The organism is Pseudomonas sp. MWU16-30317, from assembly GCF_020515695.1.
GTDB lineage: Bacteria > Pseudomonadota > Gammaproteobacteria > Pseudomonadales > Pseudomonadaceae > Aquipseudomonas.
Genome location: NZ_JAIWJA010000003.1, coordinates 75682 through 101618, shown reverse-complemented (window position 1 = coordinate 101618; position 25937 = coordinate 75682). Strand labels below are relative to the sequence as shown.

Annotated in this window: 25 protein-coding genes; 12 read left to right on the top strand and 13 right to left on the bottom strand. The window is 61.9% G+C overall.

What is annotated here, in order from left to right:
- Window positions 1-32 precede the first annotated feature (32 nt).
- Complete coding sequence (locus LIX93_RS09600) at window positions 33-542, top strand: Lrp/AsnC family transcriptional regulator (protein WP_226503806.1); 510 nt, start codon at window positions 33-35, stop codon at window positions 540-542.
- Between the two features lies 1 nt (window position 543).
- On the opposite strand, the gene LIX93_RS09595 is transcribed toward LIX93_RS09600, so the two are convergent.
- Window positions 544-996 carry a hypothetical protein gene (locus LIX93_RS09595; RefSeq protein WP_226503805.1) on the bottom strand — a complete coding sequence of 151 codons (453 nt, stop codon included), beginning with the start codon at window positions 994-996 and terminating at the stop codon, window positions 544-546.
- A gap of 184 nt (window positions 997-1180) precedes the next feature.
- Between LIX93_RS09595 and LIX93_RS09590 the strand changes: the two genes are divergently transcribed.
- The gene (locus LIX93_RS09590) at window positions 1181-1651 is read left to right on the top strand and encodes an Lrp/AsnC family transcriptional regulator (protein ID WP_226503804.1); all 471 of its coding nucleotides are present in this window, start codon (window positions 1181-1183) and stop codon (window positions 1649-1651) included.
- Window positions 1652-1654: 3 nt separating this feature from the next.
- On the opposite strand, the gene LIX93_RS09585 is transcribed toward LIX93_RS09590, so the two are convergent.
- Window positions 1655-2668 (bottom strand): NAD(P)-dependent alcohol dehydrogenase, encoded by a 1014-nt coding sequence (locus LIX93_RS09585; RefSeq protein ID WP_226503803.1) that lies wholly within the window; start codon window positions 2666-2668, stop codon window positions 1655-1657.
- Between the two features lie 77 nt (window positions 2669-2745).
- Window positions 2746-3234 carry a Bkd operon transcriptional regulator BkdR gene (gene bkdR / locus LIX93_RS09580; protein ID WP_226503802.1) on the bottom strand — a complete coding sequence of 163 codons (489 nt, stop codon included), beginning with the start codon at window positions 3232-3234 and terminating at the stop codon, window positions 2746-2748.
- Between the two features lie 243 nt (window positions 3235-3477).
- Here bkdR and LIX93_RS09575 point away from each other — a divergent pair, with 243 nt between their 5' ends.
- The 3 genes from LIX93_RS09575 to LIX93_RS09565 all read left to right on the top strand — a co-directional run bounded on the left by LIX93_RS09575 (window position 3478) and on the right by LIX93_RS09565 (window position 8338).
- On the top strand, window positions 3478-4818 hold the full coding sequence (locus tag LIX93_RS09575; RefSeq protein ID WP_226503801.1) for an MFS transporter: 1341 nt from the start codon (window positions 3478-3480) through the stop codon (window positions 4816-4818).
- A 125-nt stretch (window positions 4819-4943) separates the two neighbouring features.
- A complete protein-coding gene (locus LIX93_RS09570; protein ID WP_226503800.1) occupies window positions 4944-6608 on the top strand; it encodes a GMC family oxidoreductase N-terminal domain-containing protein in 1665 nt (554 codons plus the stop codon).
- 98 nt (window positions 6609-6706) lie between these two features.
- Window positions 6707-8338: an MFS transporter gene (locus LIX93_RS09565; RefSeq protein ID WP_226503799.1), complete on the top strand. Its 1632-nt coding sequence runs from the start codon at window positions 6707-6709 to the stop codon at window positions 8336-8338.
- Window positions 8339-8522: 184 nt separating this feature from the next.
- Here the strand turns inward: LIX93_RS09565 and LIX93_RS09560 are convergent, their stop codons facing one another.
- The 4 genes from LIX93_RS09560 to glyQ all read right to left on the bottom strand — a co-directional run bounded on the left by LIX93_RS09560 (window position 8523) and on the right by glyQ (window position 12928).
- On the bottom strand, window positions 8523-9296 hold the full coding sequence (locus tag LIX93_RS09560; RefSeq protein ID WP_226503798.1) for a lysophospholipid acyltransferase family protein: 774 nt from the start codon (window positions 9294-9296) through the stop codon (window positions 8523-8525).
- Between the two features lie 77 nt (window positions 9297-9373).
- Window positions 9374-9925, bottom strand: coding sequence for a D-glycero-beta-D-manno-heptose 1,7-bisphosphate 7-phosphatase (gmhB, locus tag LIX93_RS09555; RefSeq protein WP_226503797.1), 552 nt, complete (start codon window positions 9923-9925; stop codon window positions 9374-9376).
- A 4-nt stretch (window positions 9926-9929) separates the two neighbouring features.
- The gene (glyS, locus tag LIX93_RS09550) at window positions 9930-11984 is read right to left on the bottom strand and encodes a glycine--tRNA ligase subunit beta (protein ID WP_226503796.1); all 2055 of its coding nucleotides are present in this window, start codon (window positions 11982-11984) and stop codon (window positions 9930-9932) included.
- Window positions 11981-12928, bottom strand: coding sequence for a glycine--tRNA ligase subunit alpha (glyQ, locus tag LIX93_RS09545; protein ID WP_226503795.1), 948 nt, complete (start codon window positions 12926-12928; stop codon window positions 11981-11983). The genes glyS and glyQ overlap by 4 nt, the downstream gene beginning before the upstream one ends.
- 82 nt (window positions 12929-13010) lie before the next feature.
- Here glyQ and LIX93_RS09540 point away from each other — a divergent pair, with 82 nt between their 5' ends.
- Together LIX93_RS09540 and LIX93_RS09535 are read left to right on the top strand one after the other, a co-directional pair.
- The gene (locus tag LIX93_RS09540; RefSeq protein ID WP_226503794.1) at window positions 13011-13562 is read left to right on the top strand and encodes a DNA-3-methyladenine glycosylase I; all 552 of its coding nucleotides are present in this window, start codon (window positions 13011-13013) and stop codon (window positions 13560-13562) included.
- Window positions 13563-13600: 38 nt separating this feature from the next.
- On the top strand, window positions 13601-14488 hold the full coding sequence (locus LIX93_RS09535; RefSeq protein WP_226503793.1) for a lysophospholipid acyltransferase: 888 nt from the start codon (window positions 13601-13603) through the stop codon (window positions 14486-14488).
- Window positions 14489-14654: 166 nt separating this feature from the next.
- Here the strand turns inward: LIX93_RS09535 and trkA are convergent, their stop codons facing one another.
- From trkA to def, 4 genes are all read right to left on the bottom strand, one after another.
- Window positions 14655-16028, bottom strand: a complete 1374-nt coding sequence (gene trkA, locus LIX93_RS09530; RefSeq protein WP_226503792.1) for a Trk system potassium transporter TrkA — start codon at window positions 16026-16028, stop codon at window positions 14655-14657.
- Window positions 16029-16039: 11 nt separating this feature from the next.
- Window positions 16040-17347, bottom strand: coding sequence for a 16S rRNA (cytosine(967)-C(5))-methyltransferase RsmB (rsmB, locus tag LIX93_RS09525; protein WP_226503791.1), 1308 nt, complete (start codon window positions 17345-17347; stop codon window positions 16040-16042).
- Complete coding sequence (fmt, locus tag LIX93_RS09520; RefSeq protein ID WP_226503790.1) at window positions 17344-18276, bottom strand: methionyl-tRNA formyltransferase; 933 nt, start codon at window positions 18274-18276, stop codon at window positions 17344-17346. Before fmt ends, rsmB begins: the two co-directional genes overlap by 4 nt.
- Window positions 18277-18343: 67 nt before the next feature.
- Window positions 18344-18847: a peptide deformylase gene (def, locus tag LIX93_RS09515; RefSeq protein ID WP_226503789.1), complete on the bottom strand. Its 504-nt coding sequence runs from the start codon at window positions 18845-18847 to the stop codon at window positions 18344-18346.
- Between the two features lie 152 nt (window positions 18848-18999).
- Between def and LIX93_RS09510 the strand changes: the two genes are divergently transcribed.
- The 3 genes from LIX93_RS09510 to LIX93_RS09500 all read left to right on the top strand — a co-directional run bounded on the left by LIX93_RS09510 (window position 19000) and on the right by LIX93_RS09500 (window position 21871).
- Window positions 19000-20025, top strand: a complete 1026-nt coding sequence (locus tag LIX93_RS09510) for a LysM peptidoglycan-binding domain-containing protein (protein WP_226503788.1) — start codon at window positions 19000-19002, stop codon at window positions 20023-20025.
- Between the two features lie 102 nt (window positions 20026-20127).
- Window positions 20128-21264, top strand: coding sequence for a DNA-processing protein DprA (gene dprA, locus LIX93_RS09505; protein ID WP_226503787.1), 1137 nt, complete (start codon window positions 20128-20130; stop codon window positions 21262-21264).
- A gap of 52 nt (window positions 21265-21316) precedes the next feature.
- Window positions 21317-21871, top strand: a complete 555-nt coding sequence (locus tag LIX93_RS09500; protein WP_226503786.1) for an L-threonylcarbamoyladenylate synthase — start codon at window positions 21317-21319, stop codon at window positions 21869-21871.
- A 105-nt stretch (window positions 21872-21976) separates the two neighbouring features.
- Here LIX93_RS09500 and LIX93_RS09495 read toward each other — a convergent pair whose 3' ends face one another.
- Entirely contained in the window at window positions 21977-22951 is a 975-nt protein-coding gene (locus LIX93_RS09495; protein ID WP_226503785.1) for an NADPH:quinone reductase, read from the bottom strand.
- A gap of 176 nt (window positions 22952-23127) precedes the next feature.
- On the opposite strand from LIX93_RS09495, the gene hemF reads away from it, so the two are divergent.
- Window positions 23128-24042 carry an oxygen-dependent coproporphyrinogen oxidase gene (hemF, locus tag LIX93_RS09490; protein ID WP_226503784.1) on the top strand — a complete coding sequence of 305 codons (915 nt, stop codon included), beginning with the start codon at window positions 23128-23130 and terminating at the stop codon, window positions 24040-24042.
- Window positions 24043-24118: 76 nt separating this feature from the next.
- A complete protein-coding gene (gene aroE, locus LIX93_RS09485) occupies window positions 24119-24940 on the top strand; it encodes a shikimate dehydrogenase (RefSeq protein ID WP_226503783.1) in 822 nt (273 codons plus the stop codon).
- Window positions 24941-24998: 58 nt separating this feature from the next.
- Here aroE and choX read toward each other — a convergent pair whose 3' ends face one another.
- Window positions 24999-25922: a choline ABC transporter substrate-binding protein gene (gene choX / locus LIX93_RS09480; protein WP_226503782.1), complete on the bottom strand. Its 924-nt coding sequence runs from the start codon at window positions 25920-25922 to the stop codon at window positions 24999-25001.
- Window positions 25923-25937 lie beyond the last annotated feature (15 nt).

Below are 25937 nucleotides of genomic sequence, written 5' to 3'. Positions count from 1 at the left end.
TGGATAACGTCTTTTATTCGGCAGGAGGTCGCTTGAAAGCAACAAATGAAAGTAGCCGCGCCGCTGGCCCGCATACGTCGGGCTTTGAGCTGGATCGCATTGACCGGGCGATTCTCAAGGCCCTGCAAAAAGATGCGTCCATCTCCAACGTGGCCTTGGCCGAGAAGGTCAAGCTCAGCCCACCCGCCTGCTTGCGGCGGGTCGAGCGCTTGAAGGAAGCCGGGCTGATACGGGGCATCGTGGCACTGCTCGACCCCCAGGCACTGGATGTCGGCATGGTGATCCTGATCGGCGTGGTGCTGGATCGCTCGACGCCGCAGTCTTTCGCGGACTTCGAAACCGCCGCGCAGAAGGTCTCCGGCTGCATGGAGCTGCACGTGGTGACGGGAGAGTTCGACTACTTCATGTTGTTGCGTACCCGCGACAGTGCCAGCTTCAACCGCCTGCATGCCGAGCAGTTACTGTATCTGCCGGGGGTGCGGCAGATCCGATCGTTCATGGGCTTGCGTCAGGTCTTATCGACGACCTTGCTGCCGATCTGAATCAGCACATCGAAAAGTGATCCTGCAGCTGGTGTTTCACGAGCTCCTGCGCGGTATCGAGGATGCGCCGCAACTGTGCATCCACGTCGCTTTCGCCCGATTGCAGTTCGATGAAGCGCAGGGAATGTCCGCAGACCGAACCGAGCCAAACCAATTGCCCGCCGCTGTCGTGTTCAAGGTCGAGCAATACGCAATTATGTGGCAGGGCCTTGAGCACCGAGCCGATCTCGCTGGTCGAACTGAACGCGGTGCGCTGGTTTTCGGCATTCAGCCATTCGCGCTGCAAGCCCATGGCATCGCTGATGTGCAGGTAGGCGACTTGTTCCCAATCGGTGATAGCGTCGTGCAGTGCCAAGGCCAGCGCCTGGGGCATGCGGTTGCTCTCGATGAGTACCAGGGCGACGTTAGCGTTTGGGGCTTTGATCCACTGTGATTTTAGCGATGCGATCGACATGCTGAACCTCCGGATGGGCTGCCCTGAAACTACGCAAAGGCCGGAAGAATTTCATACCTTTAATGGCGCGGGTTTCGGGAAGTTGTTCTCGGTGTGGCCAGTGGCAGCACCTCGGAACAACGCGCACCCGGCAGGATCATTGCAAGCAACTCAACACCTGCCCGCCCGATCAGGATCGACTGCCATGACCCAAACCAGCGACCTCAACCCCTACGAACGGAAGATTCTTCGCGCGCTGCAAGCCGATGGCAGGATGAGCAACGCCGAACTCGCCAAGCAGGTCGGCCTGAGCACCACGGCCTGCTGGAACTATACGCGGCGGTTATTCGATAACGGCGTGATCAAAAGTGTGCACGCACTCATCGACCCCAACGCGGTGGAACAAGGCACTGTGGTCTTGATAGGTGTAGTGCTGGATCGTTCGACCCCAGACAGCTTCGCGGCCTTCGAGGCCGCCGCCCGCGCCCTGCCCCATGTGCTGGAATGCTGGCTGGTGGCGGGCGACGTCGACTACTTCATGAAGCTGAGGGTGCGCGACCTGCCGGCCTTCAATCAACTGCACAATGCACAGATCATTGCCTTGCCGGGGGTTCGGCAGGTGCGCACGTTTTTCGTCCTCAACGAAGTGAAGAGCGACGGCCTGCTGGACTTCTAGTGTTTACCACTCGACCACGATCTTGCCGAAGTGCCCGGCACTCTCCTGATAGCGGAAGGCATCCGCGAGCTTTTCCAGAGTGAAGCTTTTATCCACAACCGGCCGAAGCTTGGCCTGGTTCAGCGCCGCGACGTATTCCTGCTGCTGGCGGCGGGTCCCGACGATCAGCCCCTGCAAGCGCGCTTGCTTGGCCATCAACAAAGACGTCGGCACTTCGCCCCCGCGACCCGTCAGCACGCCGATCAAGGAAATATGCCCGCCCACGCGCACGGCTTTGATTGATTGCGCGAGCGTGCCAGGGCCACTCAGCTCGACAACGTGGTCGACGCCTTTGCCACCGGTCAACTCCAGCACTTGATCAGCCCAGTTCGGGTTCTGCTTGTAGTTGATGCCATGGTCGGCACCCAGCGCTTTGGCCTTCGCCAGCTTCTCATCCGATGACGAAGTGATGATGACCGTGGCGCCGAACAGCTTGGCGATTTGCAGCGCTGCGATAGAAACGCCACCGGTACCCAAGGTAAGCACCGTGTCGCCCGCTTTCAGCAGGCCGTCACCGACCAGTGCCCGCCAGGCAGTCAGCCCTGCCGTGGTGATGGTCGCCGCTTCGGCGTGGGTCCAGCCTTCGGGCGCCAAGGTGAAATCGGTGGCCGCACGTACGGTGAACTCGGTGGCATAACCGTCGATGCCGTCACCAGGAGTGCCGGCAAAGTTGCCAACGGAGCTGCTCGGCAATCCATCCAGCCAGTGGGGGAAGAAGGTGGAGACCACCGAGTCGCCCACCTTGAATTCCTCGACCCCCTTGCCTACCGCTTCTACCACCCCCGCACCATCGGCCATCAGCAGGCGCGGCTCTTGGTTAGGAGTGCCGCCTTTGGCTACCAGCAAATCGTGGTAGTTGAGGGAAGTAGCATGCAGGGCAACGCGAATCTGCCCCGGACCAGGTTGCCCCGGATCGGCGATGTCTCGGACTTCAAGATTATCCAGGCCACCTTGGCCGTTGACGTAAACAGCTTTCATCGAGCTTTCTCCTGACTGGACTGAGGACGGCAAGCCGTCGATCTCGTAAAGGTGTTCCACGTGGAACAGAGTAAAAATCAGTCGCCTATCACCAGCCCATTGGGCGGCAGCGGCAATGCAGTTTTGTACCTAACCTGTTTGAGGGCAAAACTGGAGCGGATGTTCGCAACATCGGGAAACTTGGTCAGGTGGTCGAGGATAAAGCGCTCCAGTGACTGGATATTCGGTACCAACACCCGGATCAGGTAATCCGCATCCCCGGACATCAAATAGCACTCCATCACTTCCGGTCGGTCTGCGATGGCGTCTTCGAATCGCTGCAGTGCGCCCTCTACCTGTTTCTCGAGGCTGACGTGGATGAACACGTTGACATGCAAGCCCAGTACATCTGGTTCCAGCAAAGTGACCTGGCGCTTGATCACGCCCAGCTCCTCCATCGCCCTGACGCGATTGAAGCAGGGGGTTGGAGATAGGTTGACGGAGCGGGCCAGGTCGGCGTTGGTGATTCTGGCGTTTTCCTGCAGCGAGTTGAGAATCCCGATATCAGTGCGGTCGAGTTTTTTCATCAGTCATTCATTCTTGTTATGGCCCTGAATAGGGTCAGATTAACTGCAATTGCGTGTTTATGCCCACTGATGATGCAGGGAGCCGTCCGCCTTGGCCCCCCTCGCCCGCCTGCGACCCCATGGCACGGATTGTGCGCGCACCTGAGTATGTGGATGCCGGTATTCGGCATTCGCGCTTGAGGGCTGTGCCGATAATCGAATGAACCTTTATTCATTCTCAATCATCCGGACATCGAGGTCAGCATGACGAACATCGCAGAGCAGCAGGTCGACCCCGCGACCCTTAAACGGGTGATATGCGCCGCCGCCATTGGCAATTTCGTCGAGTGGTTCGACTTCGCGGTCTATGGTTTTCTTGCGACGGTTATCGCCGCGCAGTTCTTTCCCAGCGGTGACTCTAGCGTGGCGCTGTTGAAGACATTCGCAGTGTTTGCCGTGGCCTTCGCGTTTCGCCCACTGGGCGGTATCTTCTTCGGCATGCTGGGCGACCGGATCGGCCGCAAGCGAGTGCTGTCGACCACCATTCTGTTAATGGCCGGCGCGACCACCCTCATTGGCCTGTTGCCAAGTTATGCACAGATCGGCCTGTTTGCGCCCTTGCTGTTGACCATCATCCGTTGCGCCCAGGGTTTCTCTGCCGGTGGTGAATACGCGGGCGCTTGCGCTTACCTGATGGAGCACGCACCCCGCACCAAGCGCGCCTGGTATGGCAGCTTCGTGCCGGTGTCGACTTTCACTGCCTTTGCCTGTGCGGCGGTGATCGCCTACGCGCTGGACGCCTCGCTGACGCCGGAGTCGATGGCCAGTTGGGGCTGGCGCGTGCCATTCCTGATTGCCGCGCCCATGGGCATCGTCGGGTTGTACCTGCGCTTGCGGCTGGATGAAACCCCCGCCTTCCAGGCAGTCGCCAACGAACACGCGGTGGCGCACTCGCCGTTGCGCGAAACCCTCAAGACCCAAGGTGGCGCGATCTGCTGCCTAGGGGCGTTCGTTTCTCTGACGGCGTTGTCCTTCTATACCTTTACCACGTACTTCACTACTTACCTGCAAGTGGCCGGTGGCCTGAGCCGCGCGACCGCGTTGCTGATCTCGGTGATTGCCTTGGTATTCGCCGCCTTGATGTGTCCGGTGGCGGGCGCCTATTCCGACAAGGTCGGGCGGCGGGCGACCATACTTACCACCGGCGTCGGCTTGATCGTGGTGGTGTATCCGGCCTTTATGCTGGCCAGCTCCGGCTCGTTCGCCGGGTCGATCGTCGGTGTAATGATGCTGGCGCTGGGGGCGGTGTTGAGCGGGGTGGTGACGGCAGCGCTGTTGTCGGAGGTGTTCCCGACTCGCACGCGTTACACCGCCTCGGCGATTACCTACAACATGGCGTACACCATTTTTGGGGGCACGGCACCGTTGATGGCGACCTGGTTGATCGGCATGACCGGCAGCAACCTGGCACCGGCTTACTATCTGATCGCGATTTCGTTGTTGGCGTTGGCGGGTGGGTTGGCGTTGCCGGAGACTTCGAAGATTTCGTTGCACAGTCCGTTGCCAGATGCGGATGAGGGGGCATTGGCAGGGTCGGTTGGTTGATTGGCTGCATCGGCCTTTCCAAAACCTAGATAAAAACGCACATCCGATGGGTAAAAAACATCCGCCACGTTTCCCGTACAAGGGTCTAGGATTAAGGGGTAAAAAAATAATAAAAGAGGCGTTCAATGCCATCTTCCATCCCGTACGACTTTATCGTTGTCGGTGCCGGGCCCGCAGGGGCCCTGCTCGCCAATCGTCTATCGGCAGACCCTGCAAAGCGGGTGCTACTGCTCGAAGCCGGAGGCCAGGACAACTACGCCTGGATCCACATCCCCGTCGGCTATCTGTTCTGTATCGGTAACCCCCGCACTGACTGGTGTTTCAAGACCGAGGCGCAGCCTGGCCTGCAAGGCCGTGCGCTGAGCTATCCACGGGGCAAGGTGCTGGGTGGCTGTTCATCCATCAACGGCATGATCTACATGCGCGGTCAGGCGGCGGACTACGATGGCTGGGCTGCGGAGGGCAACCGTGGCTGGGGCTGGGGCGATGTGCTGCCGCTGTTCAAGAAAAGCGAAAACCATTACCAAGGCAACTCCGACTTTCACAGTGCCGATGGTGAGTGGCGAGTCGAGAACCAGCGGTATCGATGGCCGATCCTCAACTCCTTTCAATTGGCCGCTGCCCAATCGGGCATCGCCAGCATCGACGATTTCAACACGGGCGATAACGAAGGCTGCAGTTACTTCCAGGTCAATCAACGTTCCGGTGTGCGCTGGAACTCCGCCAAAGCGTTCTTGCGGCCTATCCTCAAACGTCCCAATCTCACGCTGCTGACCGGTGTCGAGGTCAGCAAGGTCGTGCTTGAGCAAGGCCGTGCGGTGGCTGTCAGTGCCCGCTGGCAGCAAGCGCAACATCGCTTTGAATGCCGTGGCGAGATCATCCTCTGCGCGGGTGCCATTGGCTCGCCCAATATTCTGCAACGCTCCGGCATTGGCCCGCGGCCATTGCTCGAACGCCTGGGCATCCCGGTTCAGGTCGAGCGGCCCGCCGTCGGCGGCAATTTGCAGGATCACCTGCAATTGCGGCTGATCTATCAGGTCGACAAAGTGCGAACCCTCAACCAGGTCGCCAACAGCCTGTGGGGCAAGCTCGGCATGGGCCTGCGCTACCTCTATGATCGCAGCGGTCCGTTGGCCATGGCACCCAGCCAGTTGGGCGCCTTCGTGCGCTCTGGCCCGGAGCAGACCCGGGCAAATCTGGAGTACCACGTGCAACCGCTGTCGCTCGAGCGCTTTGGCGAACCGTTGCACAGCTTCCCGGCGTTTACCGCCTCGGTGTGCAATCTGCGGCCGATGAGCCGCGGTCGGGTCGATATCGTCTCGGCCGAGGCGGATCATGCGCCCTCCATCGACCCCCGGTACCTCAGCCACCCGGAAGACCTGCGCGTCGCCGCCGATTCGATTCGTCTTACCCGCCGGATCATCAGCGCCCCTGCCCTGGCACCGTTCAACCCCAAGGAGTATCTGCCCGGCCCCGCGTTGCAAAGCGAAGAGCAGCTGCATGAAGCAGCAGCGCGAATCGGCACGACAATTTTCCATCCGGTGGGCACCTGCCGCATGGGCAGCGATGCCGACGCAGTGGTCGACGACCAGTTACGCGTGCGCGGCGTTCAAGGGCTGCGAGTCGCCGACGCTTCGATCATGCCGAGTATCACGTCAGGCAACACCTGCTCGCCCACCTTGATGATCGCTGAAAAAGCCGCGCAATTACTGACGGCACAACGCTCCCCATCCGCTCGCATAGACACCGGTACGACCCAGAAAAGAGAGGCAGCACCTTTGGAAACGTGAATACCCATGCTGTGATTTTGACTCGGCGGCGTTAAGCCCCGAGTCGACAGTGGACAACAACAATAAGCACTGTGCCCTCGGGCCGAAGGAAATCACCTATGTCGGACTACCTCCACAAGAACCCGGCCATGGCCGCACCCGACCCTGCGGCAGCAGGTCGGGAAGAAAGAAAGATCATTTTCGCGTCATCCCTTGGGACTGTTTTCGAGTGGTATGACTTTTTTCTCTATGGCGCACTGGCAGCGATCATCAGCAAGCAGTTCTTTGCCGGGGTCAACGACACCACTGCGTTCATCTTCGCGTTGATGGCCTTCGCCGCCGGCTTCCTGGTACGCCCCTTCGGCGCGCTGGTGTTCGGACGCTTGGGCGACATGATCGGGCGCAAGTACACCTTCCTGATGACCATCGTGTTGATGGGCTTGTCGACCTTCGCGGTCGGGCTGTTGCCGACCTATGGCACCATCGGGATCGCCGCGCCGGTAATGCTGGTGTGCCTGCGCATGCTGCAGGGCCTTGCACTGGGCGGCGAATATGGTGGTGCTGCCACCTATGTGGCCGAACATGCACCCCCCGGCAAACGCGGACATCATACCGGCTGGATTCAATCCACCGCGACCCTGGGCCTGTTGTTGTCGCTGTTGGTCGTACTGGCTTGCCGCTACCTCACCGGCGACCAGTTTGAAGTCTGGGGCTGGCGCCTGCCCTTCCTGCTGTCGGTGGTGCTGCTGGGGATCTCGACCTGGATTCGCATGAGCCTGCACGAGTCACCGTCGTTCAGCAAAATGAAAGCCGAGGGCAAGACCAGCAAATCGCCGATTCGTGAATCGTTCGGCTCGTGGCCCAACCTCAAGATCGTCCTCATCGCGCTGTTCAGCATCAACGCCGGCCAGGCGGTGACCTTCTACGCGGCGCAGTTCTACGTGCTGTTCTTCCTCACGCAGATCCTCAAGATGGACGCCGCCCAAGCCAACACCTTGCTGATCATCAGCGTGGTGATCGGGGCACCGTTCTTCGTATTCTTTGGCTGGTTGTCGGATCGCGTCGGTCGCAAGCCTATTTTGTTGATGGGGCTGTTGTTGGCGACGGTGCTGTACTTCCCGTTGTTCAAGGCGCTGAGCCATTACGCCAATCCGCAGATCGATGCGGCCAGCCGGCAGTCGCCTATCACCGTGATGGCTGATCCTGCGACCTGCACCTTCCAGTTCGACCCGGTGGGCAAGGCCAAATTCGACAGCCCTTGCGACAAGGTCAAAACCTTCCTGGTCAAAGCCGGCCTGCCGTACAGCACCGAGAAAGTCGCCGCAGGCACCAACGTGGCGGTGACCATCGGCGACAAGCGCATCGATGGCTATGACGAGGCGGCCATGCGCGCCGCAGTCACCACGGCGGGCTACCCCGCCAAGGCCGATGCCAGCCAGGTCAACCAGCCCATGGTAGTGTTGATCATCGTCGCGCTGATCCTGATTGCCACCATGACCTACGGACCACTGGCGGCAGTGATGGTCGAACTGTTCCCGACGCGGATCCGCTACACCTCGATGTCCCTGCCCTACCACATCGGCAACGGCTGGTTTGGCGGCTTCCTGCCCACGGTGTCGTTCGCCCTGGTGGTGTACACCGGGGATATTTTCTACGGGCTCTGGTACCCGGTGATAGTCACGGCGGTGAGCCTGGTGGTGAACATTTTCTTCCTCAAGGAAACCAAAGACGTGGACCTGGACAACGCCTGATAAAACCTTGGCGACAATAAAAAAACCGGCACCTTCAGGGGTGCCGGTTTTTTGTTGTGCAAAAAACTTATGCACGTTTTTTGGTTTTTTAGACCTCTCAGAAATAACGTTGTAAATCAGCAATTTAGATAAAAATAATGATTTTTATCAAAAAACTGTTCACAACTTATCCACAGATGGACCTTTACACCGCACTGCTGTTTTCGACCACCTGTGGGACGTCTGGCAGCGAACCCATTTGCCGCTGTGTTTGCTCGTTCCAGGCGAAGGCGCGATCGTTCAGCGCGGCGATGGCGCGAGGCCCTGTACCTTCAGCGTACATGGGGGCACCGATCACCAGTTCGATGGTGCCGGGGTGCTTGCCCCAGCCCTCGCGCGGCCAGTATTTGCCCGCGTTGTGGGCGATCGGCAGCACCGGCAGGCCGGCATTCACCGCCAATGCGGTACCGCTGCGAGAGAACTTGCCGATCTGGCCATAGGGCGTGCGCGTGCCTTCTGGGAAGATCAGCACCCATACGCCATCCTTGAGTAACGGGTCGCCCTTGGAGGCCACTTGCTTGAGTGCCGCCTTGGGATTGTCACGGTCGATGGCGATGGGCCGCAACATGGCCATGGCCCAGCCGAAGAACGGCACATACAGCAGCTCGCGCTTGAGCACCTGGCTCAGCGGCTGGAAGTACGCCGAGAGAAAGAAGGTCTCCCACGTGCTCTGGTGGTTGGAGAGAATCACGCAGGGCGTAGCCGGCACGTTCTCAGCGCCGGTGATATTGACCTTGATGCCCAGAATGCTGCTTGTGAGCAACAGCGCGAAGCGGCACCAGTAGACGTTGATGAACCGATACCGAACGCGAAACGGCATGAACGGCGCGACGAAAAAACTCAGCGTGCACCAGAGTAACGAGCTGGTGCCCAGCAGCAGATAAAAAAGGACAAGCCTGATTGGCTGCACATTGGCCATGCGGTGATTACCGTTGCGGGCATGCCCGCCTGATGGCGGCGATTCCGGGCTGGGCGGGGCGATGGATTGCCCGCGGCCTAGGCGTGGGAAGCGCCAGCGTTGTGGATAAGTGTTCTGGCCACCTCGGCCAGATCCTCGAAAATCAATGTGCCCGCCGGCAGTGACTTGCCGAGCGTGCGTTGGCCTTTACCGGTTTTCACCAATACAGGCTGAGAGTCGACGGCCATGGCGGCGTCCAGGTCACTGGCGCTGTCGCCGACGAACCAGATACCGGCCAGTGTCGTATGGTAATGCTCTGAAATGTTTTGCAACATCCCCGGAAGCGGTTTCCGGCATCGGCAGCCGTCATTCGGCCCATGAGGGCAGTAGACGATCAAGCCGACTTCGCCGCCCTGCGCCTGCACCAGGTCGCGCAGACGCTGGTGCATGGCATCGAGCACTTCGACGCTGTAATAGCCGCGAGCGATGCCGGACTGGTTGGTGGCCACGGCCACTGTCCAGCCGGCCTTGCTCAACTGCGCGATGGCCTCGATCGCGCCGGGGATGGGGATCCACTCCTCCAGCGACTTGATATAGGCGTCGGAGTCCTGGTTGATCACCCCGTCACGATCGAGTATCAGCAGTTTCACGGCTTTACCCCAGCAGCGAAATATCGGCAACGCCCAGGAACAAGCCACGCAGGCGCGCCAGCAGCGCGTAGCGGTTGGCTCGCACCGCTGGGTCTTCAGCGTTAACCATCACCGCCTCGAAGAAGGCATCGACCGGTTCGCGCAGTGCAGCCAGGCGTGCCAGGGCTTCGCGGTACTGACGGCTTGCAGCCATCGGCGCCACAGCGTTGTCGGCTTGCTGGATGGCCGAGTACAGCGAGAACTCGTTGGCGTTGTCGAAGTACTTGGGTTCGACGGTTGCCGCCACGCCTCCTTCGGCCTTGCTCAACAGGTTGGACACGCGCTTGTTGACGGCGGCCAGGGCGGCGGCTTCCGGCAGCCGACGGAAGGCTTGAACGGCTTGCACGCGTTGATCGAAGTCCAGCGCCGAACCTGGCTTGAGCGCGCGCACCGACAGGTACACGGCGACTTCAGTGCCTTCGTCTTCATAACGGGCACGCAGGCGGTCGAAGATGAACTCCAGCACTTGATCGGCCAGGCCAGCGCCCTTGACCTTGGTGCCCAGGGCCGAGACGGCGAAGGCCACGGCTTCGGTCAGGTCGAGGTCAAGTTGCTTCTCGATGAGGATGCGCAGCACGCCCAGGGCCGCACGACGCAGGGCGTACGGGTCTTTGCTGCCGGTGGGCAGCATGCCGATGCCGAAGATACCCACCAGGGTATCGAGCTTGTCGGCGATGGCCACGGCGGCACCGGTCAGGGTGGTCGGCAGTTCGGCGCCGGCACCACGAGGCATGTATTGCTCGTTCAGAGCCAGGGCGACATCGTCAGGCTCGCCGTCATTGAGGGCGTAGTAGTAACCGGCTACACCTTGCATCTCCGGGAACTCGCCAACCATGGCGGTGGCCAGGTCGCACTTGGACAGCAGGCCGGCACGGGACGCACGCTCGGCGTCGCCGCCAATGCGCGGGGCAATGAACGCGGCCAGCTTGGCGACCCGCATGGCTTTGTCGTAGACGCTACCCAGCTGCGCCTGGAACACCACGTTTTCGAGGCGCTGATTGAACGTCTCGAGCGGTTGCTTCTTGTCTTGCTTGAAGAAGAACTCGGCGTCGGTCAGGCGTGGACGTACGACCTTCTCGTTACCGGAGACGATCTGCCGAGGGTCTTTGCTCTCGACGTTGGCCACGGTGATGAAGCGCGGCAGCAGTTTGCCGTCGGCGTCCAGCAGGCAGAAGTACTTCTGGTTGTCCTGCATGGTAGTGATCAGCGCTTCCTGAGGCACTTCGAGGAAACGCTCCTCGAACGAGCACACCAGCGGCACCGGCCACTCGACCAGTGCGGCGACTTCTTCCAGCAGGCCAGCCGGCATGATCGCGGTGCCTTCCTGCTGGGTCGCAAGCTCGACGGTGCGCTTGCTGATCAGCTCGCGACGCTCCTCGGCATCGGCCAGCACGTAGGCCTTGCGCAGGTCCTCGGCATAGTTGGCCGGAGCGCTGATGCGCACGTTTTCGGGATGATGGAAGCGGTGGCCACGGGAGTCTCGACCTGCCGTTTGCGCGAGGATCGTGCAATCGACGACCTGCTCGCCAAACAGCATCACCAGCCACTGGGTCGGGCGGACGAATTCTTCTTTGCGCGCACCCCAGCGCATGCGCTTGGGAATCGGCAGGTCGTTGAGCGAATCTTCGACGATCTGCGGCAACAGGCTCACGGTCGGCTTGCCGGCGATGTGCTGGCTGAAGCGCAGCTTGGCGCCGCTTTGATCGATTTCGCTCAGCTCGACGCCGCATTTTTTAGCGAAGCCCAATGCGGCCTGGGTCGGCTTGCCGTCGGCATCGAACGCGGCCTGACGGGGTGGGCCGTCGAGGTTGATGCTGCGGTCGGGTTGCTGCACGTCCAGCGCGGTGAGCAGTACTGCCAGGCGGCGCGGCGCGGCATAGGCTTTTTTTGCGGTGAAGTTCAGGCCGGCGCTGTGCAGGCCTTTTTCGATACCGGCCAGAAAGGCGTCAGCCAAGGTATTCAGGGCCTTGGGAGGCAGTTCTCCGGTGCCCAGTTCAACCAGGAAATCTTGAGCACTCATTGTGCAGCCTCCAGCTTAGCCAACACTTCATCACGCAGATCAGGGGGTGCCATCGGGAAGCCCAGCTTGGCGCGGGCTTGCAGGTAGCTTTGCGCCACGGCGCGGGCCAGGGTGCGCACGCGCAGAATGTACTGCTGGCGCGCGGTCACCGAGATGGCGCGGCGGGCGTCGAGCAGGTTGAAGGTGTGCGAGGCCTTGAGGACCATTTCGTAGGTCGGCAACGGCAGTTGCAGCTCGATCAGGCGGTTGGCTTCGCTTTCATAGAAGTCGAACAGCTCGAAGAGCTTCTCGACGTTGGCGTGTTCGAAGTTGTAGGTCGACTGCTCCACTTCGTTCTGGTGGAACACGTCGCCATAGGTGACCTTGCCGAATGGGCCGTCGGTCCAGACCAGGTCGTAGACCGAGTCCACGCCTTGCAGGTACATGGCCAGGCGCTCGAGGCCGTAGGTGATTTCACCGGTGACCGGGTAGCACTCGATGCCGCCCACTTGCTGGAAGTAGGTGAATTGCGAAACTTCCATGCCGTTGAGCCAGATTTCCCAGCCCAGGCCCCACGCCCCCAGTGTCGGCGACTCCCAGTTGTCTTCGACGAAACGCACGTCGTGCACCAGCGGATCGAGGCCGATGTGCTTCAGGGAGCCAAGGTACAGCTCCTGGAAATTGTCGGGGTTGGGCTTGAGAACCACCTGGAACTGATAGTAGTGCTGCAGGCGGTTGGGGTTTTCACCGTAGCGGCCGTCGGTAGGGCGACGGCTGGGCTGCACGTAGGCAGCATTCCAGGTTTCCGGGCCGATGGCGCGCAGGAACGTGGCGGTATGAAAAGTGCCGGCGCCTACTTCCATATCGTAGGGCTGAAGTACCACGCAACCTTGCTCGGCCCAGTATTGCTGGAGGGCGAGGATCAAGTCTTGGAAGGTACGCACGGCTGGCGTAGGCTGGCTCACAAATTCACCTGTGTCTTGGGCTGCGAATATAAAGAGCGGGAGTATACCCCGATTCTGCTTCGCCTCTCACCCTTGGAGCCTTATGCCGCGCTGCTTTTGGTGTACAGAAGACCCGCTTTATCAGGATTATCACGATCATGAGTGGGGGGTGCCGTTGCGCGACCCCGCCGCGCTCTTCGAACTTCTTTTGCTCGAAGGGTTCCAGGCCGGCCTGTCATGGATCACGGTGCTCAAGAAGCGCGCGCACTACCGCAAGGTGATGTTCGGTTTCGATCCGCAGCGCCTTGCGCGCATGACCGACGCCGAGGTCGAGGCGTTGATGCTCGATCCGGGCATCATCCGCCATCGCGGCAAGGTCACCGGTGCGCGCAAGAATGCCCTGGCCTGGTTGCAGCTGGAGGACCCGGTAGGGTTCTTGTGGTCCTTTGTCGGCGGCCAGCCCATCGTCAACCATCACCCCGACCGCAGCGCCATGCCGACCCAGACCGAACAGGCCGCGGCCATGAGCAAGGCCCTGAAAAAGGCCGGCTTCACCTTTGTCGGGCCGACCATCTGCTACGCCTTCATGCAGGCCTCGGGCATGGTCATGGACCACACCACCGATTGTGATCGCTACGCCATCCTGAGCCGATGACGGGTACAATGGCGCCCTTGCACATTCAGGAGTGACCTGTGGAAAAGTTCAAAGGCGCCATCATGGTCGGGGCGTTGCGCCTGTTCGCCTTGTTGCCGTGGCGTGCCGTGCAGCGCGTCGGTACGGCCATGGGCTGGCTGATGTGGAAGCTGCCCAACCGTTCACGCGAGGTGGTGCGTATCAACCTCGCCAAGTGCTTCCCCGAGCTCGACCCGGCCGCCCGTGAGCGCCTGGTAGGCCAGAGCCTGATGGACATCGGCAAGTCGTTCACCGAAAGCGCCTGCGCGTGGATCTGGCCGGCGCAACGTTCCATCGACCTGGTGCGTGAAGTCGAAGGCCTCGAAGTGCTCACCGCCGCGCTGGCCACCGGCAAGGGCGTGGTCGGCATCACCAGCCACCTGGGCAACTGGGAAGTGCTCAACCACTTCTATTGCAGCCAATGCAAACCGATCATCTTCTACCGGCCGCCCAAGCTCAAGGCGGTGGACGACCTGCTGCGCCAGCAGCGCGTGCAACTGGGCAATCGCGTGGCGGCGTCGACCAAGGAAGGCATCCTCAGCATCATCAAGGAAGTGCGCAAAGGTGGTCAGGTGGGCATTCCGGCCGATCCGGAGCCGGCGGAATCGGCGGGCATCTTCGTGCCGTTCCTCGGGACCCAGGCGCTGACCAGCAAGTTCGTGCCCAACATGCTTGCGGGTGGCAAGGCCGTCGGGGTGTTCCTGCATGCCTTGCGCCTGCCGGACGGTTCGGGCTTCAAGGTGATCCTCGAAGCCGCGCCCGAGGACATGTACAGCACCGATACCACCACCGCTGCGGCAGCGATGAGCAAGGTGGTGGAGAAGTATGTGCGGGCGTACCCGAGCCAGTATATGTGGAGCATGAAGCGCTTCAAGAAGCGGCCGGCGGGCGAGGCTCGGTGGTATTGATCTTGCGCAAGCCCACTCCCACAGGGATCGTATTTCAAACTGTGGGAGATTCTATGGTTTTGGGTAAATAGTACCGGCCTCTTCGCGGGCAAGCCTTGCTCCCACAATGGTGCGGTGTACGCGTGTGGGAGCAGGGCTTGCCCGCGAAGGGGCCATCAGCAACTTCCTAGAAGAAGCTCAGCCCCACATGAAACAGCTTCTCCACTTCGCGAATCTGCTTTTTATCCACAACGAACAGAATCACATGATCCCCCGCTTCGATCATCGTGTCGCCGTGGGCGATGATCACCTCGTCGTTGCGGATAATCGCGCCGATAGTGGTGCCTGGCGGCAAGACGATGCGATCGATGCTGCGGCCGATGACCTTGCTCGAACGCGCATCGCCATGGGCAATGGCCTCGATGGCTTCAGCCGCGCCGCGCCGTAGCGAGTGAACGCTGACGATGTCGCCGCGGCGCACGTGGGTGAGCAAAGTGCCGATGGTGGCCAGCTGCGGGCTGATGGCGATGTCGATCTCGCCGCCTTGCACCAGGTCGACATAGGCGGGGTTGTTGATGATGGTCATCACCTTGCGCGCGCCGAGGCGCTTGGCCAGCAACGACGACATGATGTTGGCTTCGTCGTCGTTGGTCAGGGCCAGGAAAATGTCGGCCTGGGCGATGTTCTCTTCCAGCATCAGGTCGCGATCCGAGGCGCTACCCTGCAGCACCACGGTGCTGTCGAGGGTATCGGACAGGTGCCGGCAGCGCGCCGCGTTCATCTCGATGATCTTCACCTGATAGCGGCTTTCGATGGCTTCGGCCAGCCGCTCGCCGATCTGCCCGCCGCCGGCGATGACGATGCGCTTGTTGTGCTCGTCGACGCCGCGCAGTTCGGCCATCACCGCGCGGATATCACCTTTGGCAGCGATGAAGAACACCTCGTCGTCAGCCTCGATCACGGTATCGCCACGGGGCAGGATCGGCCGGTCACGGCGAAAGATCGCTGCCACGCGGGTGTCGACGTTGGGCATGTGGCGGCGAATCTGGCGCAGCTGCTGGCCCACCATCGGGCCGCCGTAGTAGGCCTTCATGCCGACCAGTTGCACCTTGCCGTCGGCGAAATCGATCACCTGCAAGGCGCCGGGGTGCTCGATCAGGCGCTTGATGTAGTTGGTGACCAACTGTTCCGGGCTGATCAGCACGTCCACCGGGATGTGCTCGTTCTCGAACAGCTCCGGCCGGGTCAGGTAGGCAGCCGCACGGACACGGGCGATCTTGGTCGGGGTGTGGAACAGGGTGTAGGCGATCTGGCAGGCGATCATGTTGGTTTCGTCACTGTTGGTGACGGCCACCAACATGTCGGCATCGTCGGCGCCGGCCTGGCGCAGCACGGTGGGGAACGCGCCGTGGCCTTGGATGGTGCGGATGTCGAGGCGATCGCCCAGCGCCCGCAGCAGCTCGGCGTTGGTATCGATGACGGTGATGTCGTTGGCTTCGCTGGCCAGATGCTCTGCCAGCGTGCCGCCCACCTGCCCTGCGCCGAGGATGATGATTTTCATCCGTGTTCCTCTCAGTGACCTGCCGCGATCTTGATCAGCTTGGCGTAGTAGAAACCATCGTGGCCGCCTTCCTGCGCCAGCAGTTGGCGGCCGTGGGGCTGCTTGATACCGGCCTGGGTGGCGAGGTCGAGTTCGCGGGCACCTGACGTGCGGGCGAGGAACGCGGCGATGACCTCGGTGTTTTCGGTCGGCAGTGTCGAACAAGTGGCATACAGCAGGATGCCGCCCACTTGCAGGGTCGGCCACAGCGCATCGAGCAGTTCGCCTTGCAGGGTGGCCAGCGCGGCGATGTCGTCCGGTTGGCGAGTCAGCTTGATGTCCGGATGCCGACGTATCACGCCGGTGGCCGAGCATGGCGCGTCGAGCAGGATGCGCTGGAACGGCTGGCCGTCCCACCAGGCGGCGGTATCGCGGCCGTCGGCGGCGATCAGTTGCGCGTCCAGCCCGAGCCGATCAAGGTTCTCGCGCACCCGCACCAGGCGCTTGGCTTCGAGGTCGACCGCTACTACGGCCTGAAGATCGGCCTGGGCTTCGAGCAGGTGGCAGGTCTTGCCGCCGGGGGCGCAGCAGGCGTCGAGCACGCGCTGGCCGGGGGCAAGATCGAGCAGCTCGGCAGCCAGTTGCGCGGCTTCGTCCTGAACGCTGATCCAGCCCTCGGCAAAGCCCGGCAGGTCGCGCACGTCGCAGGCGGCGGCGAGCACGATGCCGTCGCTGCTGAAGGTGCACGGCGTGGCGGCGACGCCAGCGGCGCTGAGCAATTGCAGGTAGGCATCGCGGCTATGGTGACGGCGATTGACCCGCAGGATCATCGGCGGATGGGCATTGTTGGCCGCGCAGATGGCTTCCCATTGCTCGGGCCAGAAGGCCTTGAGGGACTTCTGCAGCCAGCGCGGGTGGGCGGTGCGCACCACCGGATCGCGCTCGAGTTCGGCGAGGATTTCTACCCCTTCGCGTTGCGCGCGGCGCAGCACGGCATTGAGCAGGCCCTTGGCCCACGGCTTTTTCAGCTTGTCGGCGCAGCCCACGGTCTCGCCAATCGCGGCGTGCGCCGGGACGCGGGAATAGAACAGTTGGTACAGGCCCACCAGCATCAACGCTTCGACGTCGGCATCGGCGGCCTTGAAGGGCTTTTGCAGCAAGCGTTCAGCCAACGCCGACAGCCGTGGCTGCCAACGCGCGGTGCCGAAGGCCAGGTCTTGAGTGAGACCGCGGTCGCGGGCCTCGACCTTGTCGAGCTGCTTGGGCAGCGAACTGTTCAGTGACGCCTTGCCGCTGAGGACGGCGGCCAGGGCGTGGGCTGCGGCCAGACGCGGGTTCATTGACCAAGCACCGTACCGACGGCGAATTTTTCGCGGCGGCTGTTGAACAAGTCACTGAAGTTCAGCGGTTTGCCACCGGGCAGTTGCAGGCGAGTCAGGCACAGCGCCTGACTGCCACAGGCGACCACCAGGCCGTCCTTGCTGGCGCTGAGGATCTGCCCTGGCGCGCCCTGCCCTTCGGCAACGTGAGCCGCCAGCACCTTGACCGCTTCGCCAGCCAGCAGGCTATGGGTTATCGGCCACGGGAAGAAGGCCCGCACCAGGCGTTCGAGCTCGAGCGCCGGACGCTGCCAGTCGATCCGCGCTTCATCCTTGTTGAGCTTGTGGGCGTAGGTGGCCAGGCTGTCGTCTTGAACCTCGCCAGTCAGGGTGCCAGCGTCCAGCCCGGCAATGGCTTGCAGCACAGCGGGCGGACCCATCTGTGCCAGGCGGTCGTGCAGGCTGCCGCCGGTGTCGTCGCCACTGATCGGGGTACTGACCTTGAGCAGCATCGGCCCGGTGTCGAGGCCGGCCTCCATGCGCATCACCGTCACGCCACTCTCGGCATCGCCGGCTTCCACGGCGCGCTGGATCGGCGCCGCACCGCGCCAGCGTGGTAGCAGCGAGGCATGGCTGTTGATGCAACCCAGGCGCGGGATATCCAGCACCGCCTGGGGCAGGATCAGGCCGTAGGCCACCACCACCATCAGGTCCGGCTCGAGTGCGGCAAGCTCTGCCTGGGCGTCGGGATTGCGCAGGGTTTGCGGCTGGTATACCGGGATGCTGTGCTGCAATGCCAGCTGCTTGACTGGGCTGGGCATCAGTTTTTGCCCGCGACCGGCCGGGCGATCAGGCTGGGTGTACACCGCGACAACCTCGTAGGGGCTGTCGAGCAAGGCCTTGAGGTGATCGGCGGCAAATTCGGGAGTACCCGCAAAAACGATGCGCATGGCAGCCTCTTCAGTAAAAGTCTTGAAACAAAAAGGCTTGCCGCAGCAAGCCTTTGGAGGGAGGCGATCAAGCCTGGCGATGCAGTTTTTCGAGTTTCTTCTTGATGCGGTCGCGCTTGAGCGTAGACAGGTAATCGACGAACAGCTTGCCGTTGAGGTGGTCGCACTCATGCTGGATACACACGGCCAGCAAGCCTTCGGCGATCAACTCGTACGCCTTGCCGTCGCGGTCCAGAGCCTTGACCTTGACGCGCTGGGGGCGATCGACGTTCTCGTAGAAGCCGGGCACCGACAGGCAGCCTTCCTGGTACTGGTCCATCTCGTCGGTCAGGGCTTCGAACTCGGGGTTGATGAACACCCGTGGCTCGCTGCGATCTTCGCTGAGGTCCATGACCACGATGCGCTGGTGCACATTGACCTGGGTCGCGGCCAGCCCGATGCCGGGCGCCTCGTACATGGTTTCAAACATGTCGTCGATCAGCTGGCGAACCTTGTCGTCGACCACAGCCACCGGTTTGGCCAGGGTGCGCAGGCGCGGGTCTGGAAATTCGAGGATGTTTAAAATAGCCATATGCGTAATTGATGCACTGTGAGGTAAAGTCTGTGAGGAGCGGTCGCGCAGCCCATCTTGAGCGTCCGCTGGAAAACGTTCTCCGTCACGAGGAGAAGTCTCGCGCACCGCGCGCGTTTCACGTGATCGCACATAATAAAGGGATTCACGGCATGAGGAAATCACTACTCGCCTTGCTGTTGCTGGCCGTCGCGGGCGTGGTGCAGGCGCAGGTGTTGCTCAAGGACGGTTATCCACAGCGCTACACGGTGGTACAGGGCGATACGCTGTGGGATATTTCCGGCAAGTTTCTGCAGCAGCCTTGGCAGTGGCCTAACATCTGGCATGCCAACCCGCAGATCGCCAATCCCGACCTCATCTACCCGGGCGACACTCTGGTGCTGAGTTATGTCGACGGCCAGCCGCAGTTGATGCTCGAGCGCGGACAGTCGCGTGGCACGATCAAATTGTCACCGCATATTCGCAGCTCGCCGATGGCCGAAGCCGTGCCGACCATTCCGTTGGGGGCGATCAACGCCTTTCTGATCAACAACCGTATCGTCGATGATCCTGCGGTATTCGACCGCGCGCCCTATATCGTTGCCGGCAATGCCGAGCGCGTGCTGAGCGGCATGGGCGATCGCATCTATGCGCGTGGTACCTTCAGCCCGGAGCACACCGTCTACGGAATCTTCCGCCAGGGCAAGACCTACACCGACCCCACTACCGGCGAAGTGCTCGGCATCAATGCCGACAGCGTCGGCGGCGGCGAAGTGGTCGCCACCGAGCGCGATATCGCGACCCTCAATCTGCAACGCTCCAGTACCGAGGTGCGCCTGGGCGATCGGTTGTTCAGCACCGAGGAGCATGCGGTGACTTCGACCTTCATGCCGAGCCCGCCCAACAGCCCGATCGATGGCCTGATCATCGATGTCCCCCGTGGCGTCACCCAAGTCGGCAAGTTCGACGTGGTGACGCTCAACAAGGGCCGCCGTGATGGCCTGGTCGATGGCAACGTGTTGGCCATCTACAAGACCGGCGAGACCGTGCGCGATCGCGTAACCGGTCAACAGGTCAAGGTCCCGGACGAAAATTCCGGATTGCTGATGGTGGTTCGCACTTATGAAAAGCTCAGCTATGGTTTAGTGCTCAACGCCAATCGCTCGTTGGAAGTGATGGATAAAATCAGAAATCCGTAAGGGTTTTTGATAGCTTCCTTACGAAGTTTTCCTTTAGTTGTTAACAGAGTTATCCACAGGTTGTGCTGTGGAATCAAAGCCCAAAAGATCAAGGATGATCGAATGCCACTGTTTACCGATGGCGCTGCTGCGCCTGCTGCCTGCCCCCTCTCCTGCGCTGAAGTCGAAGCCCGTTTGCGCTTGCATCGGCTTCCGGAAATCGGTTCTGCGCGTCTGCGCAAATTGCTCGACGCGTTTGGCGATGCCTTGTCGGCACTGGCAGCGCCGGCTTTGGCATGGAGGGCATTGGGCATGCCCACGATCAGTAGCGATGCACGCCACCACCCGCAGATCTGTACCGGTGCAAGTGCTGCAATGCGCTGGCTAGAGCGGCCGGGGCAGTCTTTGCTGATGTGGGACCAACCCGGCTACCCGGCCCTGTTGGCGGAAATTCCCGATCCGCCAGCGCTGTTGTTCGTCGCCGGCAATACCGATGCGCTGGAGCACCCACAGTTGGCGATCGTCGGTAGCCGCCGTGCTTCGCGACCTGGCCTGGACACCGCCGCAGCGTTTGCGCGCAGCCTGGCGCGCATCGGTTTTACCATCACCAGCGGACTGGCATTGGGGGTCGACGGCGCCGCGCACAAGGCCGCACTGGAGGCCGGAGGCGTCACAATAGGCGTGCTCGGCACCGGCCTCGAAAAACTTTATCCACAGCGCCACCGTCAGCTCGCTGCGGACATGTCCGCCCAGGGGAGTGCGGTCATTTCCGAGCTGCCGCTCGACGCCGGGCCCAACGCCGGAAACTTCCCGCGGCGCAATCGGATCATCAGCGGCTTGTCGCTCGGCGTGCTGGTGGTCGAGGCGAGCATCGCCAGTGGTTCGTTGATCACCGCGCGCCTGGCCGCCGAGCAAGGCCGCGAAGTGTTCGCCATTCCCGGCTCGATTCATCACCCAGGCGCGAAGGGTTGCCACCAGCTGATTCGCGATGGCGCGCAGTTGGTGGAAAGCATCGAGCACATCCTACAGGCGTTGCGCGGCTGGCAGCATCTCCCGCCAGACGCGGGGGCTGAAACGGGTGCGCCCGCAGCGGCCGGGCATCCATTGGTCGATCTGCTGGTGGCATGTCCGCACACCAGCGAGGGCCTGGCCGGTGCCAGTGGGCAGAGCCTGGCCGAGGTGCTGGCAACCCTGACGCAGCTTGAGATGGACGGCCGCGTGACCTGCGAGGCTGGCCGTTGGTTTGCGCGCTCGGGATAAGTACACTGCACCCAGGTTAAAAAGCGAACAGTGTGCAAACGGAGTGACAGCGATGGTTAGCAGTTGGCGTGTGCAACAAGCGGCGCGCGAGATCCGGGCGGGCGCGGTGATTGCCTATCCAACCGAAGCGGTCTGGGGCCTGGGCTGCGATCCGTGGGACGAAGAGGCGGTGGATCGCTTGCTGGCGATCAAGAATCGGTCGGTCAGCAAGGGTTTGATCGTGGTTGCGGATAACATCCGTCAGTTCGATTTTCTGTTCGAGGATTTCCCCGAGACCTGGCTGGACCAAATGTCCAGCACCTGGCCCGGACCTAATACCTGGCTGGTGCCGCATCAGGGGCTGCTGCCCGAGTGGGTGACCGGCGACCATGACACGGTCGCGCTGCGGGTCAGTGACCATCCGTTGGTGCGTGAACTGTGTGCGTTGGTGGGGCCGCTGATTTCGACCTCGGCCAATCCACAAGGACGCCCCCCTGCGCGCACGCGCTTGCGGGTGGAGCAGTACTTTCGCGGTCAGGTGGATCTGGTGCTGGGCGGGGCACTGGGTGGGCGCAAGAGCCCGAGCGTGATCCGCGATCTGGTCACGGGTGAGGTGGTGCGGCCCTGAAACGCTTCGCGGGCACAGCCCGCTCCCACAGTGCAAACCGTACCTGAGCCGTACACCTGTGGGAGCAAAGCTTGCTCGCGAAAAGGCCGGGATTGATTCACCCCATCATGGCAGCAATATCGTCGAGCCCATCGTCTGGCGCCCAGACAACGCCGTCTGCGCCTTGGCCGCTTCGCTCAACGGATAGCGCTGGCTGATCTCGACATCGATCTTGCCGCTGGCAATCATCTCGAACAACTCGTCCGCCATGCCCTGCAAAGCCGCTGGCACCGCATAGGTGGCGAGGGTCGGGCGTGTAACGTACAGCGAGCCCTTCGCGGACAGGATCCCCAGGTTGACCCCGCTGACCGCACCCGAGGCATTACCGAAGCTCACCAGCAAGCCCCGTGGCGCCACGCAGTCCAGCGAAACTTCCCAGGTGTCCTTGCCGACACCGTCATACACCACGGGGCATTTCTTGCCGTCGGTCAGCTCCAGCACCCGCTTGGCGACGTCCTCGTGGCTGTAGTCGATCACTTCCCAGGCCCCGGCCGCCTTGGCGCGAGCGGCTTTTTCCGGCGAACTGACAGTGCCGATCAGCTTGACCCCCAACGCCTTGGCCCACTGGCAGGCGATCAACCCGACACCGCCGGCGGCGGCGTGGAACAGAATGGTGTCGCCGGCCTGCAACTGGTAGGTCTGGCGAAACAGGTACTGCACGGTCAAACCCTTGAGCATCACCGCCGCCGCCTGCTCGAAGCTGACGCTCTCGGGCAGCTTGACCAGCACCGCCGCCGGCACGACGTGCACCTGGCTATAGGCACCCAACGGGCCACCCGCATGGGCAACACGATCGCCCACCTTGAATGCGGTGACTTGATCGCCTACCGCTTCCACCACGCCTGAAGCTTCGGTGCCCAGGCCCGACGGCAGGCTCGGCAACGGATACAAACCGCTGCGGAAATAGGTGTCGATGTAGTTCAGGCCGATGGCCTCGTTGCGTACGCGAACCTCCAGGGGGCCTGGTTCGGCAGGTTGAAAGTCGACGAACTCGAGTACTTCCGGGCCGCCGTGGGCGCTGAACTGGATACGTTTGGCCATCTGCATTCTCCTGTGCGATTGGGAACTGACTCCCTATCGGACGCCTTTGTACGACAGACGTCAACTGCGACGCGCCATAGTGCGGTGGTATGCTACGCGCCGATTTTGCCGTCGCTGCGGTTATCCACAGGGACGGCCGCACATGACGAAGAACACGCCCGATCAATGGTGACCGCATGACTACCCGCACCGAGGCCGTCAAAGCCTACCTGCTCGATCTGCAAGACCGCATCTGCACCACCCTTCAACGCGAGGACGGCAGCGGCAGCTTCGTCGAAGACGCCTGGGTGCGCGAGGCGGGCGGCGGCGGTCGCACGCGGGTCATCGACAATGGCGCATTGATCGAAAAAGGCGGGGTCAATTTTTCCCACGTGTTCGGCAGCGGCCTGCCGCCCTCGGCCAGCGCACATCGCCCGGAGCTCGCCGGGCGCGGCTTCGAGGCGCTGGGCGTGTCGTTGGTGATTCACCCGCACAACCCCCACGTGCCGACTTCCCACGCCAACGTACGGTTTTTCATCGCTGAAAAAGACGGCGAAGAGCCGGTGTGGTGGTTCGGTGGCGGCTTCGACCTGACGCCCTACTACGCCCATGAAGAAGACTGCGTGCACTGGCATCGGGTAGCCGAGCGTGCTTGCGCGCCCTTCGGCGCCGAGGTGTATCCGCGCTACAAGGCCTGGTGCGATCGCTACTTCCATATCAAGCACCGCAACGAGCCGCGCGGTATCGGCGGGCTGTTTTTCGACGATCTCAACGAATGGGACTTCGACACCAGTTTCGCCTTCATGCGCGCCATCGGCGACGCCTTCCTGGAGGCCTATGTGCCGATCGTGCAGCGCCGCAAGGCCATGGCGTTCGATGCGCGGCAGCGCGAATTTCAGGAGTTTCGCCGCGGCCGTTACGTGGAATTCAACCTGGTCTACGACCGCGGCACGCTGTTCGGCCTGCAGTCCGGGGGCCGTACCGAGTCGATCCTCATGTCGCTGCCCCCACAGGTTCGCTGGGGCTACGACTGGCACGCCGCACCGGGCAGCCCGGAAGCGCGCCTGACCGAGTACTTCCTGCAGGATCGCGATTGGCTGGCCTTGACCTGACCACCACAGCGGCGCTTTATTTTTCGCGGGCGCAGCCCGCTCCCACGGATATCACACCCTTCTTCAGGATGCCCCAATGGACCAGTACGTCGTCTTCGGTAACCCGGTCGGCCACAGCAAGTCGCCTGCCATCCACCGCCTGTTCGCTGAACAGACGGGTGAGCAGCTGGAGTACAGCACCCTGCTGGCGCCGCTCGAAGACTTCGCCAACTGCGCCCTGGGTTTTTTCAAGCAAGGCCGTGGTGCCAACGTTACCGTGCCGTTCAAGGAGGATGCCTTTCGCCTCTGCGACCAACTGACCGACCGCGCCCGCCGTGCCGGTGCGGTGAACATGCTGACGCGCCTGGACAACGGCGGTTTGCGCGGCGACAACACCGATGGCCTGGGTTTGGTGCGCGATCTGACGGTCAACGTCGGGGTCAGCCTCAAGGGCAAGCGCATCCTGTTGCTGGGTGCTGGCGGCGCGGTCCGTGGGGTGATCGAGTCGTTGCTGGAGCAGGAGCCGGCGTCGCTGATCATTGCCAACCGCACGGTGGAAAAGGCCGAGCAACTGGCGCAGATCTTCGCCGAACTCGGGCCGGTGGCGTCCAGTGGTTTCGATTGGTTGGAAGAGTCGGTGGACATCATCATCAATGCCACCTCGGCGAGCCTGGCCGGCGAGTTGCCCCCGATTGCCGCGAGTCTGATCGAACCTGGCGTGACGGTGTGCTACGACATGATGTACGGCAAAGAGCCGACGCCGTTCTGCCGTTGGGCCAGTGAGCATGGCGCGAAGCTGTCGGTGGATGGCTTCGGCATGCTGGTCGAGCAGGCGGCTGTGGCGTTCACCTACTGGCGCGGGGTCGAGGTGGATACGGCGCCGGTATTGAAGGCACTGCGCGCCGAGATGGCGGGCTGAGATCTACAGTGATTTCGCAGGCCCTTTCGCGGGCAGAGCCCGCGAAGGACCCGTCAGTTCAGAGCTTCGCCTTCACCGCTCCCAGCGCATCCTTGCCATCGATGGTCTGCACCCCCTCCAGCCATTTATCCAGCACGGCTGGATTGGCCTTGATGTAGTCCTTCACCGCCACGGCATTGCTGACCTTCTTGTTCGCCACCTCCGCCATGATGCTGTTTTCCATCTCCAGGGTGAACGTCAGGTTGCCCAGCAACTTGGCCACCCCTGGGCATGCGTCCGCGTAACCCTTGCGGGTCAAGGTGTAAACGCTGCCGGCCGAACCGAAATACTGCTCGCCGCCGGTCAGGTAATGCATCTTGAACTGCACGTTCATCGGGTGCGGCGTCCAGCCCAGGAACACCACGAACTTCTCGCGTTTCACCGCCCGGGCGACTTCTGACAGCATCGCCTGCTCGCTCGACTCCACCAGTTTCCAGCTGCCGAGGTTGAACTCTTTCTTCTTGATGATCTCGGCCAGCGACAGGTTCGCCGGGGCGCCGGAACCGATCCCGTAGATCTTGCTGTCGAACTTGTCGGCAAACTTGTTGAGGTCGGCAAAGTCATGCACGCCGGCGTTGTAGACGTAGTCCGGAACGGCCAGCGTGAACTGCGTGCCGTCCAGATTCTTGGTCAGCTGCACCACGTCACCGTTGGCGATGAACTTGTCGTAGAAGCCTTGTTGCGCCGGCATCCAGTTGCCCAGAAAGACATCCATCAAGCCGTCCTTGAGGCCGCCGTAAGCGATCGGTACCGCCAGGGTGTCGATCTTGGTCTGGTAACCCATGCCCTCAAGCAGGAAGGTGGCGACCGCGTTGGTGGCGGCGATGTCGCTCCAGCCCGGATCGGCCATCTTTACCGTGCTGCAGCTCTGTTCGGCGGCATAGACACCGCCACTGGCCAGACCGATGACGCTGGCGGCGACGATTGTGGATATCTTCATCAAGCTTCCCCTTTGATC